The organism is Clostridium estertheticum subsp. estertheticum (genome assembly GCF_001877035.1).
GTDB lineage: Bacteria > Bacillota > Clostridia > Clostridiales > Clostridiaceae > Clostridium_AD > Clostridium_AD estertheticum.
Window position 1 is genome coordinate 611,172 of the sequence record NZ_CP015756.1, and the last position, 15,909, is coordinate 627,080.

Annotated in this window: 14 protein-coding genes; 10 read left to right on the plus strand and 4 right to left on the minus strand. The window is 32.0% G+C overall.

All coding sequences use genetic code 11. The features are described from left to right. The first annotated feature begins 1 nt into the window (after position 1). The 5 genes from A7L45_RS02955 to A7L45_RS02975 all read left to right on the plus strand — a co-directional run bounded on the left by A7L45_RS02955 (position 2) and on the right by A7L45_RS02975 (position 5,450). On the plus strand, positions 2-745 hold the full coding sequence (locus A7L45_RS02955; RefSeq protein ID WP_071611389.1) for a lantibiotic immunity ABC transporter MutG family permease subunit: 744 nt from the start codon (positions 2-4) through the stop codon (positions 743-745). Between the two features lie 137 nt (positions 746-882). After that, complete coding sequence (locus A7L45_RS02960; RefSeq protein WP_071611390.1) at positions 883-1,542, plus strand: response regulator transcription factor; 660 nt, start codon at positions 883-885, stop codon at positions 1,540-1,542. Continuing rightward, positions 1,533-2,903: a sensor histidine kinase gene (locus A7L45_RS02965; protein WP_071611391.1), complete on the plus strand. Its 1,371-nt coding sequence runs from the start codon at positions 1,533-1,535 to the stop codon at positions 2,901-2,903. Before A7L45_RS02960 ends, A7L45_RS02965 begins: the two co-directional genes overlap by 10 nt. A gap of 189 nt (positions 2,904-3,092) precedes the next feature. Beyond that, positions 3,093-4,121: a 3-deoxy-7-phosphoheptulonate synthase gene (locus tag A7L45_RS02970; RefSeq protein ID WP_071611392.1), complete on the plus strand. Its 1,029-nt coding sequence runs from the start codon at positions 3,093-3,095 to the stop codon at positions 4,119-4,121. 300 nt (positions 4,122-4,421) lie between these two features. Next, a complete protein-coding gene (locus A7L45_RS02975) occupies positions 4,422-5,450 on the plus strand; it encodes a 3-deoxy-7-phosphoheptulonate synthase (RefSeq protein ID WP_071611393.1) in 1,029 nt (342 codons plus the stop codon). 73 nt (positions 5,451-5,523) lie between these two features. Here A7L45_RS02975 and A7L45_RS02980 read toward each other — a convergent pair whose 3' ends face one another. Continuing rightward, a complete protein-coding gene (locus A7L45_RS02980; RefSeq protein ID WP_071611394.1) occupies positions 5,524-7,518 on the minus strand; it encodes an oxidoreductase in 1,995 nt (664 codons plus the stop codon). Positions 7,519-7,686: 168 nt separating this feature from the next. Between A7L45_RS02980 and A7L45_RS02985 the strand changes: the two genes are divergently transcribed. Beyond that, on the plus strand, positions 7,687-8,232 hold the full coding sequence (locus A7L45_RS02985) for a PadR family transcriptional regulator (RefSeq protein WP_071611395.1): 546 nt from the start codon (positions 7,687-7,689) through the stop codon (positions 8,230-8,232). A gap of 124 nt (positions 8,233-8,356) precedes the next feature. On the opposite strand, the gene A7L45_RS23060 is transcribed toward A7L45_RS02985, so the two are convergent. Continuing rightward, positions 8,357-8,500, minus strand: coding sequence for a hypothetical protein (locus A7L45_RS23060; RefSeq protein ID WP_169829556.1), 144 nt, complete (start codon positions 8,498-8,500; stop codon positions 8,357-8,359). Positions 8,501-8,608: 108 nt separating this feature from the next. Here A7L45_RS23060 and A7L45_RS02990 point away from each other — a divergent pair, with 108 nt between their 5' ends. Genes A7L45_RS02990 through A7L45_RS03005 form a run of 4 tightly spaced genes read left to right on the plus strand, consistent with a single transcriptional unit; the run spans position 8,609 to position 13,155 of the window. Then, positions 8,609-9,865, plus strand: a complete 1,257-nt coding sequence (locus A7L45_RS02990) for an FG-GAP repeat domain-containing protein (RefSeq protein ID WP_071611396.1) — start codon at positions 8,609-8,611, stop codon at positions 9,863-9,865. 16 nt (positions 9,866-9,881) lie between these two features. After that, complete coding sequence (locus A7L45_RS02995; RefSeq protein WP_071614836.1) at positions 9,882-10,568, plus strand: response regulator transcription factor; 687 nt, start codon at positions 9,882-9,884, stop codon at positions 10,566-10,568. 4 nt (positions 10,569-10,572) lie between these two features. Beyond that, positions 10,573-11,958: a HAMP domain-containing sensor histidine kinase gene (locus A7L45_RS03000; protein ID WP_071611397.1), complete on the plus strand. Its 1,386-nt coding sequence runs from the start codon at positions 10,573-10,575 to the stop codon at positions 11,956-11,958. A 45-nt stretch (positions 11,959-12,003) separates the two neighbouring features. Then, entirely contained in the window at positions 12,004-13,155 is a 1,152-nt protein-coding gene (locus tag A7L45_RS03005; RefSeq protein ID WP_224616794.1) for a CapA family protein, read from the plus strand. 51 nt (positions 13,156-13,206) lie between these two features. On the opposite strand, the gene mmuM is transcribed toward A7L45_RS03005, so the two are convergent. After that, on the minus strand, positions 13,207-14,142 hold the full coding sequence (mmuM, locus tag A7L45_RS03010) for a homocysteine S-methyltransferase (protein ID WP_071611399.1): 936 nt from the start codon (positions 14,140-14,142) through the stop codon (positions 13,207-13,209). Positions 14,143-14,173: 31 nt separating this feature from the next. After that, the gene (locus tag A7L45_RS03015; RefSeq protein WP_071611400.1) at positions 14,174-15,682 is read right to left on the minus strand and encodes an amino acid permease; all 1,509 of its coding nucleotides are present in this window, start codon (positions 15,680-15,682) and stop codon (positions 14,174-14,176) included. Between the last annotated feature and the right edge of the window lie 227 nt (positions 15,683-15,909).

The following is a 15,909-nucleotide window of genomic DNA, read 5'->3' on the forward strand; positions in this document are numbered from 1 at the left end:
TATGATTGCTTTAATTAGGTGTATAAAATCGGATTTTTATAAATTAGGACATACTTCTATTCCGTGGATTCATTTACTTATTCCACTAGCAGGAGCGCTTATATTTTTATTATATTACCATACGACATCAAAGAACTCAATTACTGATATAGAAGGGTATCTGGAGGTACTTGCCATTGCTTTTCCTTTGCTCATAGGATTAATAAGTGGGATAGTAATTGAGAAGGAAGAGCAAGCTGGAGGGTTTCAAGTTATGCTATGTACTTCAAAATCAAAATGTACTATGTATTTAAGCAAGTTAATTCTTTTGCTTTTATTGGGAACTTTTTCTATTGCACTTGCTGTAGGAGTATTTGCACTTGGATTTCACGTATTGCCCTACTTATTTTATTTAAAAGCAGGTGTAGCATTAATTATAGGAAACATATTTCTTTATATCTTGCATGTGTTCATTAGTATTCAATTTGGAAAAGGAGCTTCCACAGGGCTTGGAGTTGCAGGAAGTCTGATTTCTGCTCTGATGCTTACTGGTCTTGGTGATTATATATGGTACTTTGTTCCATGGGCATGGAGCGTGAGGTTTTGCCATCGTATGTTTGAAAAGTTGAACTCTCCTGCTTTCAGTGCTGAAATAGTACTTGATATTCAAAAGGGATTATTTGTCATGTTATTTGCCATATGTATAGCCTTTGCTATTAGTTTATTTTGGTTCAAAAAATGGGAAGGAAGAAAGTCATATGAATAAGAAGGAATTGTTATGAAGATAAAAAAATATTGATCTCTTTGCTTGCAGTTTTGTTTTGAAATTTATGGATAATAGAAGTTGATTTGAAAATATTTTGACGTTATACTATTTATATAAAAGATAAAGGGGGTGGTAGCATGGCAAAAATTCTGGTTATCGATGATGAACCTGATATTTTGGCTTTAATTAAAAATATTCTTCATAAAGACAATCATTTGGTGACTACAGTTGAAAATCCTGAAAAAATTTTAACTAGTGAATTTTCAAATTTTGATATGATTTTACTTGATATCATGATGCCGGGTATGGATGGGTTTACCTTTTGCAAGGAAAATCGTGGCATTGTGGATTGCCCCATTATTTTTCTTACAGCAAAAACTATGGAAGCAGATATTATGTACGGACTAGGACTTGGTGCAGATGATTACATTACAAAACCCTTTGGAATGGGGGAACTTAGAGCTAGAGTAAATGCTTACTTAAGGCGAGAAAATCGTGAAAAGCATAGTTCACTTTGTATATCGGGAGTAAAGTTTAATTTATCAGGTAAAGAAATTTTAGTAGATGATAAAAAAATTCCATTTACTAAAAGTGAATACAACATCTGCGAATTTCTTGCAAGAAATCAAGGTCAGGTTTTTTCAAAGGATAAAATATATGAAGGTGTTTATGGGTATGGTGGTGAAAGTGATAGCTCAGCTATTACGGAGCATGTTAAAAATATACGGGCAAAGCTCGCTGTTTTTAACATGCTTCCGATTGAGACAGTATGGGGGATAGGATACAAATGGAAGTAAAGAAAAAAATTTTTACGCTAAAGGTAGTCTTTTTTAAGTATTTATTAACTTTAGGACTTGCATTTATTGTTTTCGCCGGACTATATTTGGGAGTTTTTTTTCTTGGAGAAAATAATGATATGTTTTTTATACCAAGTTATAGCGAGAATTTGGCTAGAGGGGCTAAATCATTGCTTGCATCCGCACCTGAAATTACAGAGAATATGATACCATATGGATGTAAATTTGCTGTTTTTGATAAAAAATATAAAGTTATAAAAACAAATTTAGATGGTAAGGACTTACTGACTGCAATAGAATATGCTAAGGGTACTTACTCAAAAGATGGAAGCAAAAAGAACTACTATTTCATTGAAAGGCAAGAAGGGTCTTGTGTTTTGCAGTACTATATTCAAATGAGTTATCAATCTGAGTTTTTAAATAAACATTTACCAGATCCAGAAAATACTATGGTTATAATTTTTGCTATAATATATTTTTTTATTGTTTTTATTATTACTGCAATATATGCAAAAAAACTAAATAAACATTTAAGTCCTCTATTGCAGGCTACTGAAAAAATCAAGAAGCAGGATTTGGACTTTGACATAAAATATTCAGGAATAAAAGAATTTAATGATGTGCTTTTATCAATATCGGACATGAAAACGGAATTAAGAAAGTCATTGGAGGAGCAATGGAATATTGAAAGAGCAAAGAAGGAACAGATCTCCGCTCTTGCACATGACCTTAAAACTCCATTAACAATTATTAAAGGAAATGCTGAACTATTGTCTGATTCAACAATAAGTAAGGAGCAGCAAGAATACGTTAATTATATTTCGAAAAACAGTATACAGATTGAGAAGTATATTAAAATCTTAATTGAGATTTCAAATTCAGAAAAACCTCTTTTTTTACAACTTGAAGAAATAGATTCTATAAATTTTATTAATACAATTAAGGATCAGCTTGAAGCAATTGCAAATACAAAGGGACTCAAAGTTAAATTCATTAAAACTTTGATACCTAAGTCGATTATGATTGATAAGTCATTACTTTACCGAGCAATTATGAATGTTATATCAAATGCAGTTAATTATTGCCCAAATAATGGAGAAATTTGTTTTGAGGTAAAGTCAGAAGATAACAAAATAAGATTTATTACAACAGACAGTGGTAATGGTTTTTCTGGCGAAGATATTAAATCCGCCACAAAACAATTTTATATGGGTGATTCTAGCCGGGCATCAAAAATTCATTTTGGAATAGGATTATATATTACTGAATCATTTGTAAATTTGCATGGTGGGAGGCTTTATATAGCTAACTCACTTATCACTGGTGGAGCACAGGTGACAATAGAAATTCCAATTTGTTAAAATGAAATATGTAGAGCATATTGTTGATTATTTAATAAATTTGATTATAGAATTGAATGAAAAATTAAAATATTCTTCCAATTGACTGAATTTGTGATATAATTCATTAATATAACAAATTGAATTAAAAAAACTCTTGTAATTTTAGCTTAACAAAATAATAAATAAGCAAAGTGAGGAAAAAGTGATATGAATATTAAGTACATAAAAAAAATGCCTACTGAAAAGGAAATTATGGAAGAAATGCCTCTACCCAATAATATTAAAGAAATTAAAAAAAACAGAGATGCTGAAATAAGGAAAGTTTTTGAGAATGAATCTGATAAGTTTCTCCTTATAGTTGGACCATGCTCGGCTGATAACGAAGACTCGGTGTGCGAATATATAGGAAAGCTTGCAGAAGTTCAGGAAAAGGTAAAAGATTCTATCATTATTATACCTAGAATTTATACAAATAAACCTCGAACTACTGGTGAAGGGTATAAAGGTATGGCATCTCAACCAGATCCAAGTAAGGAACCTGATATGGATGCAGGATTAAGAGCTATTAGAAAACTTCATATAAAAGCATTAAGTGAATATCACATGCCTGCTGCAGATGAAATGTTATATCCAGAAAATTATACATATCTATCAGATTTGTTAGGGTACATTGCTGTTGGAGCTCGCTCAGTAGAAAATCAGCAACATAGATTTACAGTAAGTGGTGTTGATATGCCTGTAGGTATGAAGAACCCAACTGGTGGAGATCTGAGTGTAATGCTAAATTCAATTAAAGCAGCACAAGATGGTCATACATTTATATATAGTGGATGGCAGGTTGAAACATCAGGAAACTCACTTGCGCATGCTGTTTTAAGGGGGGCCGTGGATTCTTATGGTAAAAATATTCCAAACTATCATTATGAAGACTTGATAAATATTGCTAAAGAATATGAAAAACAGAAATTTGCAAATCCTTCTATAATTGTAGATACTAATCATGCAAATTCAATGAAGCTTTATAAAGAACAACCAAGAATAGCTAGAGAAGTATTAATGAGTAGGAAAGATGACTCTCTACTTAAAAAAATGATAAAAGGATTTATGATTGAAAGTTATATTGTAGAAGGTAAACAAGATGTGGGGCGAGGCACCTATGGTAAATCCATAACAGATGCATGTTTAGGATGGGAAGAGACTGAAAAATTAATTTATAATATTGCTGAAAATTTATAGAAGTTTTATCTAACATTAGAAGTCTATTTTGTAGAGAAATCTATGGGACAGGCTTTTTTATTTAGAATATTAAAATTTATAAATAGTCTCTGGATAGCTAGTTATAGGGAAAAAGAGCGGATTATTAAAAAATCCACAACGAGTGATTAAATTTGTGATATAATTCATTAACAAAATAAATTGCGGCCACAATTTGTTAGAAGCTAGCGGAAGAAATCTTTTGATTAGTAAGGAGTAAAAAAAATTATACGAATTTTAGTTGAACAAAATAATAGATAAGCAAAGTGAGGGAAAAGTGAAATGAATATTAAATATATAAAAAAGATGACTACTTCAAAGGAAATTATGGAAGAAATGCCTCTATCAAATAAAATTAAAGAAATTAAAAAAAACAGAGATGCTGAAATAAGGAAAGTTTTTGAGAATAAATCTGATAAGTTTCTACTTATAGTTGGACCATGCTCGGCTGATAACGAAGACTCGGTGTGTGAATACATAGGAAAGCTTGCAAAAGTTCAGGAAAAAGTAAAAGATTCTATAATTATTATACCTAGAATTTACACAAACAAACCTAGAACTACTGGTGAAGGATATAAAGGCATGGCTTCTCAACCAGACCCAAGTAAAGAACCTGATATGGATGCAGGATTAAGAGCTATTAGAAAACTTCATTTAAAAGCATTAAGTGAATATCATATGCCTGCTGCAGACGAAATGTTATATCCAGAAAATTATACATATCTATCAGATTTGTTAAGTTATCATGCAGTTGGGGCTCGCTCTGTAGAAAATCAGCAACATAGATTTACTGTAAGTGGTATTGATATGCCTGTAGGTATGAAGAATCCAACTGGTGGAGATCTAACTGTAATGCTAAATTCAATTAAAGCAGCACAGGGTGCTCATACTTTTATATATAGCGGATGGCAGGTTGAAACATCAGGAAACCCACTTGCACATGCTGTTTTAAGAGGGGCTGTGGATTCTTATGGTAAAAATATTCCAAACTATCATTATGAAGATTTAATAAATATAGCTAAAGAATATGAAAAACAGAAATTTGAAAATCCTTCTATTATTGTAGATACTAATCATGCAAATTCAATGAAGCATTATGAAGAGCAACCAAGAATAGCAAGAGAAGTGTTAATGAGTAGAAAATATGATTCTTTACTTAAAAAAATGATAAAAGGATTTATGATTGAAAGCTACCTTGTAGAAGGTAAACAAGATGTAAGTTGTGGAACTTATGGTAAATCCATAACAGACGCATGTTTAGGATGGGAAGAAACTGAAAAATTAATTTATAATATTGCTGAAAATTTATAGAATTTTTTATAGTAAAAACTCTGAGTTAAAGTCCTCAGAGTTTTTATTTTTGTATAGATTTTAAATAATTTAATTATATATGATTTGCAACTTCATAAGCATCCCAAATACCATACATGATATTAGAAACTTTACGTGCATCTCCTAAAAGATAAATTTCAGGAACTTCAAATTCTAATTCTTTATATAAAGAATTTTCCTCTTTATATCCTACTGAAAGTATTACTGAATCACATTTAATCTTCTCAATTCCATTTTCTGTTTCCATTTCAAGTAATCCATCTTTATATGCTTTAACCTTTGAATTTGTTTTTACAGCAATCTTATTGAATGGAATTAATTTCTCAAGCATTTCACTATTTGCAGAACATAAAGGTCCATTTAATGCAAGTATTTTGTTTAATGCCTCTACTATAGTTACATTTTTGCCTTCTTTAGCAAGATGAAGTGCAAGTTCACATCCAACCAATCCTCCGCCAACTATAACTGTTGTATCTTTGCAGTCTTTCTTTCCTAGTAAAACATCTGCGGCTGTAAATACCTTTGCGTCATCTCCAAGTGGAAATACTTTTGGAGTAGAGCCTGTAGCAATTATTACACTATCAAAATCAGATTTTAAAATTTGATCTTTTGTAACTTCAGCATTTAAATTAACCTGAACCTTTAATTCTTTTAATGTATGTTCAAACCAATTAGCTAAAGCTATATCGTCTTCTTTAAAGTCTGGAACTCCACCTGGTATAAGATTTCCACCTAATCTATCATTCTTTTCAAAAATAATTGCCTCATGACCTCTAAGAGTTAAAACTCTTGCAGCTTCACATCCAGCTACGCCACCTCCAACTATTAAAACTTTTTTCTTCTTTAATATTGGTGTAAGTGCATTATCTTTTTCTTTACATGCCTGAGGATTTACAGCACAGTTAAGCATTGAATAATGTTGTATACGTCCCATACAACCTTCTTGACATGATATGCAAGGCCTAATTGATTTAAGATTGTTGCTTCTTAATTTATTTACATAATCAGGATCTGCAAGAAGTGGTCTACCAAGACTTATAATATCACATGTTCCATTTTCGATAGCATCTAGTGCCATATCTGGATTATCCATTCTTCCGGCACACATAATAGGTACATCTACAGTTTCTTTCATTAATTTAGCGTATGGTCTGTATAATCCCTTATCTTGATACATTGGGGGATGACTCCACCACCATGAATCGTAAGATCCAACGTCTGTGTCTAATGAATCATATCCATAGGATACAAGTAGCTTCGCAGCCTTAATTCCTTCTTCAAGATCTCTACCCTTTTCAGTAAATTCTTCTCCTGGAAGTGCTCCGTCTCTGAGATCTTTAATAAAGCTCTTTGGTGAATATCTAAGAACTACAGGATAATCTTCTCCACATCTATCTTTGATTTCTTCAACTATTTCACGAGCAAAACGAAGTCTATTATCTAAGCTTCCACCATACTCATCTGTTCTATGGTTAAATAATGACATAGCAAATTGGTCTATAAGATAGCCTTCATGAACAGCATGAATTTCTATTCCGTCAAAACCAGCTCTCTTTGCATTATAAGCTCCATCTCCAAATTTTTTAACTATAGACTTAATTTCATCTATTGTAATTTCACGGCAAGTTTTATCGAGCCATCTGTGTTGAATTGGCGATGGTGCAACTGGTGGAAAATCTCCAAGGTTAGTAGGAATAGTAACTCTACCAAATCCCCCTGACATTTGAAGAAACACCTTTGCGTTATATGCATGTATTCTTTCGGTTAGTTCTTTACCTGTTCTAACAAATTGAACTGGATTATATGTAGAGCATGGACAATTTGGCATACCATGTTCTTCAACTTCATTATCTACAAAAGTAACTCCTGTAATAATTAACCCTGTGCCACCTTTTGCTCTTTCGGTATAATAATCAATTCCTCTTTGATTAAAGCCACCTTCACTATCAGCTAGTCCGAGTGGTCCCATTGGTGCTAATGCAAAACGATTTTTAATTTCACATTTACCGATTTTAATTGGTTCAAACAATTTTTTATACTTGTTCATATACACCCTCCTAAATTATCTATAGTAAGACAATTATGTAATGCCTTTATATATATTATGCACTTTTATATTTAGGTATGTCAATACTAACATGTTATTTATATTATGTTGTACTTTACATTTAGATTAATTATGGTAAAATAATAAGAAAGAATGAGGTGTTGTTATATGAGAACTTTAAAATATGCAATTTTAGGATTGATAAATAGAAAACCATTAACTGGATATGATATAACGAAAGAATTTAATAGTGGGTTAGTGGAGTTTTGGTATGCTAATCATAGTCAAATCTATCCTGAATTAAAGAAACTAACTGATGAATGTCTAATTTCATATGAAATAATTATCCAAGGTGAAAAACTTGAAAAAAAATTATATACCATAACTGAAGAGGGAAAGGTATGCTTACAAAAATGGCTAAAGAAAGATGAACCTTTACAACACACTCCTAAAGATGTTTTTAGACTTAAAGCATTTTTTTGTGATGAAATATCTAATGAAGATTTAATAAAACAATTCCAAAGTGCATTAAACAAACATTCTAAGAGATTAGAATATCTGGGAAATACTATGGAAGAGCTTTTAAAGATAAACGATATATCAAAAGTATCTTCTCCACGATTCGGAGATTATATTGTTTTAAATGGTGCAATTATGAGAGAAAAAGCCTACATAGACTGGGTTCAAGATTGTATAAAAAAGATCTCAATATAAATGATTTAGGTTAATGAAATACAAGGAAGATGCCTTTCGGAAAGCTCCCTTGTATAGAATATAAAATGAATATTAATATATTTTGTTAATCATTGCATTTGCAATTATTTTTAATCCTTTCTTCTCAAAAGCAAAAAGCCATCCTTCCTGAAGTTAAAAGTTCTGGTGTTTCTGGATTTGATAGAAACACTAAGAAGTTACCACCTTCACCAATAATTATTTTACCATTTTCACTTTCAACCAATGTTGTAACTTTTTTGTAACTCATTCTACATTGTTATCATGTATTCTTTTAATTAAGCTAAAGCTAAAGAAATAGTATATGATATATAAATAGTAAATTAAATGATAGCAAAAAATGGAGGTTTACATATTTATGATGAAATACAAAGCATGGATAATGATTATATTTATTTCTATGGGAGTTGTTTTAGCTGGTTGTGGGAATGTTTCTGATGCAAATAACTTAACTAAGGCTCCACAAGCTGAAAGTATAAAGCAAGAAAAAATCAAGAAAGTCTTAGATGAAATTTTGCCTCCTGGCTCAGAATATGTGGTTCCTAAGAAATCAGAGCAAAAAAAGTCCATTTTTATAGAAGATATTAATAAAGATGGTAAACAAGAAACTGTAGTCTTATATATCGATATGAGAGAAAACAGGCAAGTTCATATATTAACTCTCAAAGAAAGTAACGAAACTTGGAATAAAGTGTCTGATATAGCGACAGGTGACAACTACCTTGATCATTTTAACCTTGAAGATATAAACAATGATGGGAAAAAGGAAGTCATTATTGGTACTTCCATATCTGATTCTAAATCAAAAAAGCATTTAGATATATATGAATGGGAGGAAAAAGGGTTAGTAAAGAGAGTGAATCTCAGCTATGAAGATGTAGATATAGCTGATTATAATGATGATGGAAAACTTGATATTCTTATAATTAATGGCGAAATAAAAAAATCACAGTATGCGAAGATGTTTAGTTATGAAAAAGGAAAGTTACAATTACGTTCCATAGTGAAACTAGATTCTGATGCTTATCATGAGAATACTGTCAGTGGAAAACTAGCAGATGGAAGAAAAGCATTGTATATTGACAGTGACCTTGGGGCTCATTCTATGCTGACAGAAATTGTTGCTTATGATAAAGGAAAATTAATTAAAGTGGGAAAGGAAAATGATCCGATTTTATTTAAAGCATACCCTCTTTACAGTAAGGATATTAACAATGATGGTATTATAGAAGTTGCAGGAATGTATATTCCTAAAGGGTTTGAAGAAGCAGCAATGGCTGAAATTCCTTTTATTCATGAATATGTGGATTATCGTATAGATGGTACAAAACAAACAATCCAGGAGAGATACGTGGATGGAGGACAGCATTTTTATATAACAATCCCAGTTAAATGGGATCATAAGTTAACTATTAAGAGGATTGATAAAGGTGTTAGATTGATATCAAATACAGATAAAAAAATATTATTTGAAGTAAAGTGGACAAAAAAAGATTCCTATATTAGTTCTAAAGAAAAACTCGGTGAAACAAAGGATACAATCTTTTACAGCGATGTGAAAGAAGATGTTACTTTTTTATATAATAATTTTCATTTGCTTAAGGATGATTTTTAGTGGAGGTGAAATAAATATGCAAACAATTCTTATTGTTGAAGACGAGCTTTCAATACGTAGTTTTGTCAGCCTTAATTTAAAAAGAAAAGGATATGAGGTTATAGAAGCTCAGACAGGAGAAGAAGCACTAGTACTTTTTAAGGAGAAAAGAATTGATATCATATTACTAGATTTAATGCTTCCTGGCATTGATGGATTTGAGGTTTGCCAGGAGGTTAGGATTATAAGTTCATCAGTTGGAATCATTATGCTTACGGCCCGAACACAGGAAAAAGATAAAGTCGATGGACTAATACTCGGAGCAGATGATTATTTGTCGAAGCCATTTAGTATGGTAGAGCTAGAGGCAAGAATTATATCCTTATTACGCAGGATGAACAATGAAGCATATAAGAAGGAAAGTTCATTACTTAAATCGGGTCCATTTTCACTCCATTTAAATAATAAGAAAGTCTCATTATCAGGTGTAGAAATAAAAGTAACTCCAACCGAATATTCAGTTCTAAAATGTCTAATTAGTAATAAAAATCAAGTTTTTACAAGAGATAAGTTGTTAGATGTTGTATGGGGCATAAACTATATGGGTGATGCAAAAGTGGTTGATGTTAATATCAGGCGAATACGAACAAAAATTGAATGTGATCCAAAAGCTCCGGAGTATTTATGTACAGATTGGGGATACGGCTACTTATGGAAGGAGTAAAACAATGAAGCAAAAAATTATTGCCTATTTCATGATCATTATTTTTCTTACCTTAAGCCTTGTTATGTCTGGATTTGGCGTGGCGGCTACATATTATTATTACCAGAGTATTGCTAATACATTTCAGCAGCAAGCAGAGAGTGTGAGTCCAGTGTGGACAAGAGGAACTGATTTTTCCAGTATTAAATTAAGGGACTATAGCGATGATATTATTAAACAATATGAGGTTAAAGGATCTCAGCTGCAACTATTAAAAAGGGATGGCAAACTAATTCAATCCTCAACAGGTTTTAATGAAGGTACGACTTACTACGTTGATCCTTCTGTACTGTCCCTAAAAACCACTTACAAAACTGAAAAAAATAAATATTCAGGTGAGAAAATTATGGCTGTTTATACTCCACTTATCTTTGAAGGCCAGACGGTTGGTGTTTTACGATATGTGGTATCACTTACAAAAATTGATAGTTTAATTATGCATCTTATAGGCATTGGGATAATTATTTGTGTTGTTGTTGCTGTTATTGTTTTGCTTGTCAGTTTAAAGCTTGGAAATTCCATAGTAAGGCCATTAAATGATATTATTGAGTTCACACAAAAAATGCCAGAGGATAAATATAGGAAAAGGATAAAAGAAATTTATCCGAATGAGCTTGGAGAAATGGCGAAAATGCTTAATTACATGGCAGATGAAATATTAAAAATGGACAGACTAAAGAGTGATTTTATATCTTCTGTAACACATGAACTAAGAACACCCCTAACTGGCATCAAGGGCTGGATTGAAACAATTCAAGCACCTCATGATTTGTCTGATGAGGAACTTAAATTTGGGTTAGGAATTATCAGTGATGAATCGGAGAGACTTATCGTTTTAGTAGAGGATCTTCTAGATTTTTCAAAATACCAATCTAATCGGATAGAGTTAGTTACATCATCAGTTAAGGTGGACAAAATCATTAATGAGGTAATATTTACGCTTAAGCAAAAGTCAGAAAAAAAAGGTATACGTTTAGTGGCGAATACAATTCCTGTAACTATTACAGCAGATGGTAACAAGCTAAAACAAGTTGTTTTTAATATACTAGATAATGCTATAAATTTTTCATATAAAGACAGCGCTATTAATATTATACAAACAATTAACCAGGATTCTGTTTTAATTCAAATAATAAATATAGGAATTGGAATTAAGAAAGAGAACCTGGAACATATCATGGAATCCTTTTATAAAATTGATCCTAAATCTGTTGGTACAGGTCTTGGACTAGCGATTTCTAGAAGCATTGTTGATAATCATGGTGGAACTCTTCAAATTGAAAGTGAGTATGGTAAAGGTACAACTGTTAACATCTCATTGCCCTTAGAGGGGGTAGGTATACTACATTAGGCTTCGGGGTAGTATATATATTACATTAACAATGGGGGTATTAGCTTGAAGAAAAAGCGGCGTAGAAAATTCAATAAAAAAATAGCAATCAAAAATTTATTAGTACTACTTATTTGCATAAGTTTATCCTTAATTACTATAAAAACTATTTCATCATCATTCAAAAAGCCCAATGAAAATCATAATACTAATAATGTTATAAAACCTGCCGTTTCTCCGAAAGTAGAAAACACAAACACAGAAGTATTGCTATCTGCAGTAGGGGACTGTACCATAGGCACTGATAGTAAATTTAATTATGCTAGTAGTCTTCCGGCGATGGCGCAGAATCAAAACAATGGGTTTGCCTATTATTTTAAAAATGTACGTAGTATCCTTAGTAAGGATGATGTCACAATAGCTAATTTAGAAACAACCTTTACAGATTCTAATGACAAAGCAGATAAACAGTTTAATTTCAAAGCCAGTAGCGATTATGCTAAAAGTTTAACACTTGGTTCAATAGAAGGTGTAAATATTTCTAATAATCATATATATGATTATAAAGAAAAAGGGTTTCTTGATACAAAAAATGCCCTAGAAAAAGAAAAAGTTAATTATTTTGGAGAAGGATCTAAATGGACTACAAAAATAAAAGGACAGTCCTTTGGATTTTTAGGTTATAGAGGGTGGTCTTTAGATAAAAGGTTTCTTGATAAATTAAAAGAGGATATATCACAATTAAAAAAGACTAACTCAGTTGTAATTATAAACTTCCACTGGGGAGCCGAAAATGCGTATTATCCAGTAGCTGCACAAAAGGACCTTGCTCACTTTGCTATAGATAACGGTGCAGATATAATACTTGGACATCACCCCCACGTAATTGAAGGCATTGAACAATATAAAAATAAAATTATCGCCTATAGTTTAGGAAATTTCTGTTTTGGTGGTAACTCTAATCCAAGTGATAAAACAACTTTTATTTTTCAAAGTAATTTAAAGTTTGTAAATAATAATTTAACATCTATTGGTGTACGAGTTATTCCTTGTAGTATATCTTCAGTAAATTATACTAATGATTATTGTCCGACTCTTCTCGCTAGTAATGCTAAGGTAAACTTATTAAGTAACTTAAATAGACTTTCTGATAATGCAGGCTTCGAAATAAGTGATAAGTTCTTTTATATAAATACTAAAAAAACATCTATAAATTAATATAGATGCTTTTTTTTATATATTCTTAAATGATGAGTAGGTGCTGTTAATTTATTTTCGAGCCCATGTAGCAATAGCTTTAATATCGTCGGGAGTTGTTCGACAGCAACCACCAATTAGCTGAGCGCCTTTGTCAAACCAGCCTTTGGCACTACGACTATAAATTTCACTAGAGGAATTACCATGCCAAGTTTTAGAGCAGGCATCATATTCTTCTCCTGAGTTTGGATAAACTACTATAGGTTTTTTACAATTGTTTTTGATTTCTTCAATCAACGATTGTATATGATCAGGTGCGCTGCAATTTATTCCTATGGCAGCCACTTGAGTAAAGGAATCTAAATATTTGGCACAATCAGAAATTAATGTACCATCGCTTATCTGAAAATCATTTTTAGCACTAAAGCTCATCCAACAATATACATTGGGAAATTCTTTAAGTAGTTTAGTAATAGCTTTAGCTTCTATAAGACTAGGTATTGTTTCACAAGCAAGAATATCTACACCTGCATCTACTAAGATTTTTACTCTTGGTCTATGAAATTCAATTAGTTCTTCTTCACCAATTTTATAATCTCCAAGGTATTCAGAACCATCTGCAAGATAAGCACCGTAGGGGCCTACAGAGCCTGCAACTAAGGGAATTGGTCTATTTATTCTATGTAGTGGATTCTTCCAAAAATCATCCCTAGCTTTTATAGCAATAGTAGCAGATTTCTTAATAAGGGATATTGCTTCGAGTTTAGTGAAACCTTTTTCTACATATCCTTCAATAGTAGCTTGATAACTTGAGGTAATTGCACAGTCAGCTCCAGAAGCGAAATAGTCATAGTGTACTTTCTCTATTATTTCAGGATTCTGAGCAAGTATTTTTGCTGACCAGAGAGAATCATTAATGTCGCACCCTAATCGTTCAAGTTCTGTAGCTAAGGCACCGTCTAAAATAATTAATGGAAAATCTTTTAAAATATTGGTTATTGGATTCATAATAACTCTCCTTCTTTTTATAGATTAATTTTTATTCCGTTTCTTGATATTCTTTATGTTCAAAATCACATTCCATAAGAGGAACTATCTTGGTTTTCTTTATAAACTTATAACCAAAATAGAAAATTGCAAATAATGGAATAGTCATATAATTTGTTATAAAACTAAACCAATCGAATTTGGGTTCTTGAAATATCCATATGTTTGAGCCAAATATAACAATAGTACAAAGTATCATAGCCATAATTGGGCCGAATGGGAACCACTTAGCTCGATACTTTAAATCTTCAAGTTTTCTTCCTTGTGCAATATATGCTTTTCTGAATCTGTAGTGGCATATGGCTATACCTAACCATGCAAAGAAAGCTGTAATACCAGAAATGTTAACTAGTGCATAGTATATTTTACCATCACCAACGAGAGATGCAAAAAAAGCTGAACAAGCAACAAGAGTTGTAAGGTAAAGTGCATTCATTGGAACACCCCTCTTATTTACTTTCCCAAAAAGTTTAGGTGCCTTTCCTTCCTTTGCCATTGAATAAAGCATACGTGATGAAGCATATAATCCAGAGTTTCCTGCTGAAAGCACAGCTGTAAGAATAACTGCATTCATAAGGCTTGCAGCAAATGCTAAGCCTGACCTTTCAAACACCATAGTGAAAGGACTAAATGCTATTTGGTCTGTACCACTTTTTAAAAGGTTTGGATCATTAAAAGGAACTAGGAACCCAATTACTATTATTGCACCAAGATAAAATAAAAGGATACGCCAGAATACCATCTTGATGGCTTTTGGAACATTAACTTGTGGATTTTCACACTCACCTGCAGCAAGGCCTACAAGTTCAGTACCAGAGAAAGAAAAGCCTGCGAGTAGAAATACATTTACCATCCCGAATATGCCGCCTATGAAGGGGCCCTTATTGCCATTAACATCAGATAGTGTAAAGTTAGAGAAACCTGGCGAGTGTCCACCCATTATACCAAATATCATTAGAGTACCTACTATTATGAATGCAATTATTGTAATAACTTTAATACTGGAAAACCAATATTCACCTTCTCCATAGGCTCTTGCTGATGTAAGATTAAGTATAAATAGAACAACTAAGAATAATATACTCCACAAAGTTGCATTAGTACTCGGAAGCCAGAACTTTATAATTATGGATCCTGCCACTAATTCACAAGCAACGCATGTGGCCCAGCAAAACCAATAATTCCAACCTAAAGCAAATCCAAATGCAGGATCTACAAACCTTGTAGCATATGTTTCAAAGGAACCCGAAACTGGTAATAGTGTTGCCATCTCTCCAAGAGATGTCATTAAAAAATATACTAAAATACCCATAACACAATATGCGACAATTGCGCCACCTGGACCCGCTTTGCTTATCGTGCCACCACTAAGTAAAAATAGCCCAGTACCAATTGCACCACCAATTGCAATCATATTTAAATGCCTGGCTTGTAAACTCCTTTTGAGTTCACCATGGTGCTCCACTTCATTCTCTGTCTTTATTTCGACTTTTGTGCTCATTTGAAACCTCCTTGTTTTAAATGTTTATAAATTCTGAACATTTAACTATACTGATAAGTTTACCATTAATATGTAATGATGCAATACATATAATGCATATATGCTTAATACTTTTAAAAAAAATAATATATGATTCATAAAATAGCTTGTCCAATATATTAGCGAATCATGTAATGAAGTTAGATATAGTTGTCGTAATTTATAGAAATATAGCTAGGTGATAAATA

Bases quoted from the DNA above. Each gene is read 5' to 3' on its own strand.
- A7L45_RS02970 (WP_071611392.1), top strand. From the start codon at position 3,093: ATGAATATTAAGTACATAAAAAAAATGCCTACTGAAAAGGAAATTATG.
- A7L45_RS03000 (WP_071611397.1), top strand. From the start codon at position 10,573: ATGAAGCAAAAAATTATTGCCTATTTCATGATCATTATTTTTCTTACC.
- A7L45_RS02960 (WP_071611390.1), top strand. From the start codon at position 883: ATGGCAAAAATTCTGGTTATCGATGATGAACCTGATATTTTGGCTTTA.
- A7L45_RS03015 (WP_071611400.1), bottom strand. From the start codon at position 15,682: ATGAGCACAAAAGTCGAAATAAAGACAGAGAATGAAGTGGAGCACCAT.
- A7L45_RS02985 (WP_071611395.1), top strand. From the start codon at position 7,687: ATGAGAACTTTAAAATATGCAATTTTAGGATTGATAAATAGAAAACCA.
- A7L45_RS02990 (WP_071611396.1), top strand. From the start codon at position 8,609: ATGATGAAATACAAAGCATGGATAATGATTATATTTATTTCTATGGGA.
- A7L45_RS02955 (WP_071611389.1), top strand. From the start codon at position 2: ATGATTGCTTTAATTAGGTGTATAAAATCGGATTTTTATAAATTAGGA.
- A7L45_RS02995 (WP_071614836.1), top strand. From the start codon at position 9,882: ATGCAAACAATTCTTATTGTTGAAGACGAGCTTTCAATACGTAGTTTT.
- A7L45_RS02975 (WP_071611393.1), top strand. From the start codon at position 4,422: ATGAATATTAAATATATAAAAAAGATGACTACTTCAAAGGAAATTATG.
- A7L45_RS02965 (WP_071611391.1), top strand. From the start codon at position 1,533: ATGGAAGTAAAGAAAAAAATTTTTACGCTAAAGGTAGTCTTTTTTAAG.
- mmuM (WP_071611399.1), bottom strand. From the start codon at position 14,142: ATGAATCCAATAACCAATATTTTAAAAGATTTTCCATTAATTATTTTA.
- A7L45_RS23060 (WP_169829556.1), bottom strand. From the start codon at position 8,500: ATGAGTTACAAAAAAGTTACAACATTGGTTGAAAGTGAAAATGGTAAA.
- A7L45_RS02980 (WP_071611394.1), bottom strand. From the start codon at position 7,518: ATGAACAAGTATAAAAAATTGTTTGAACCAATTAAAATCGGTAAATGT.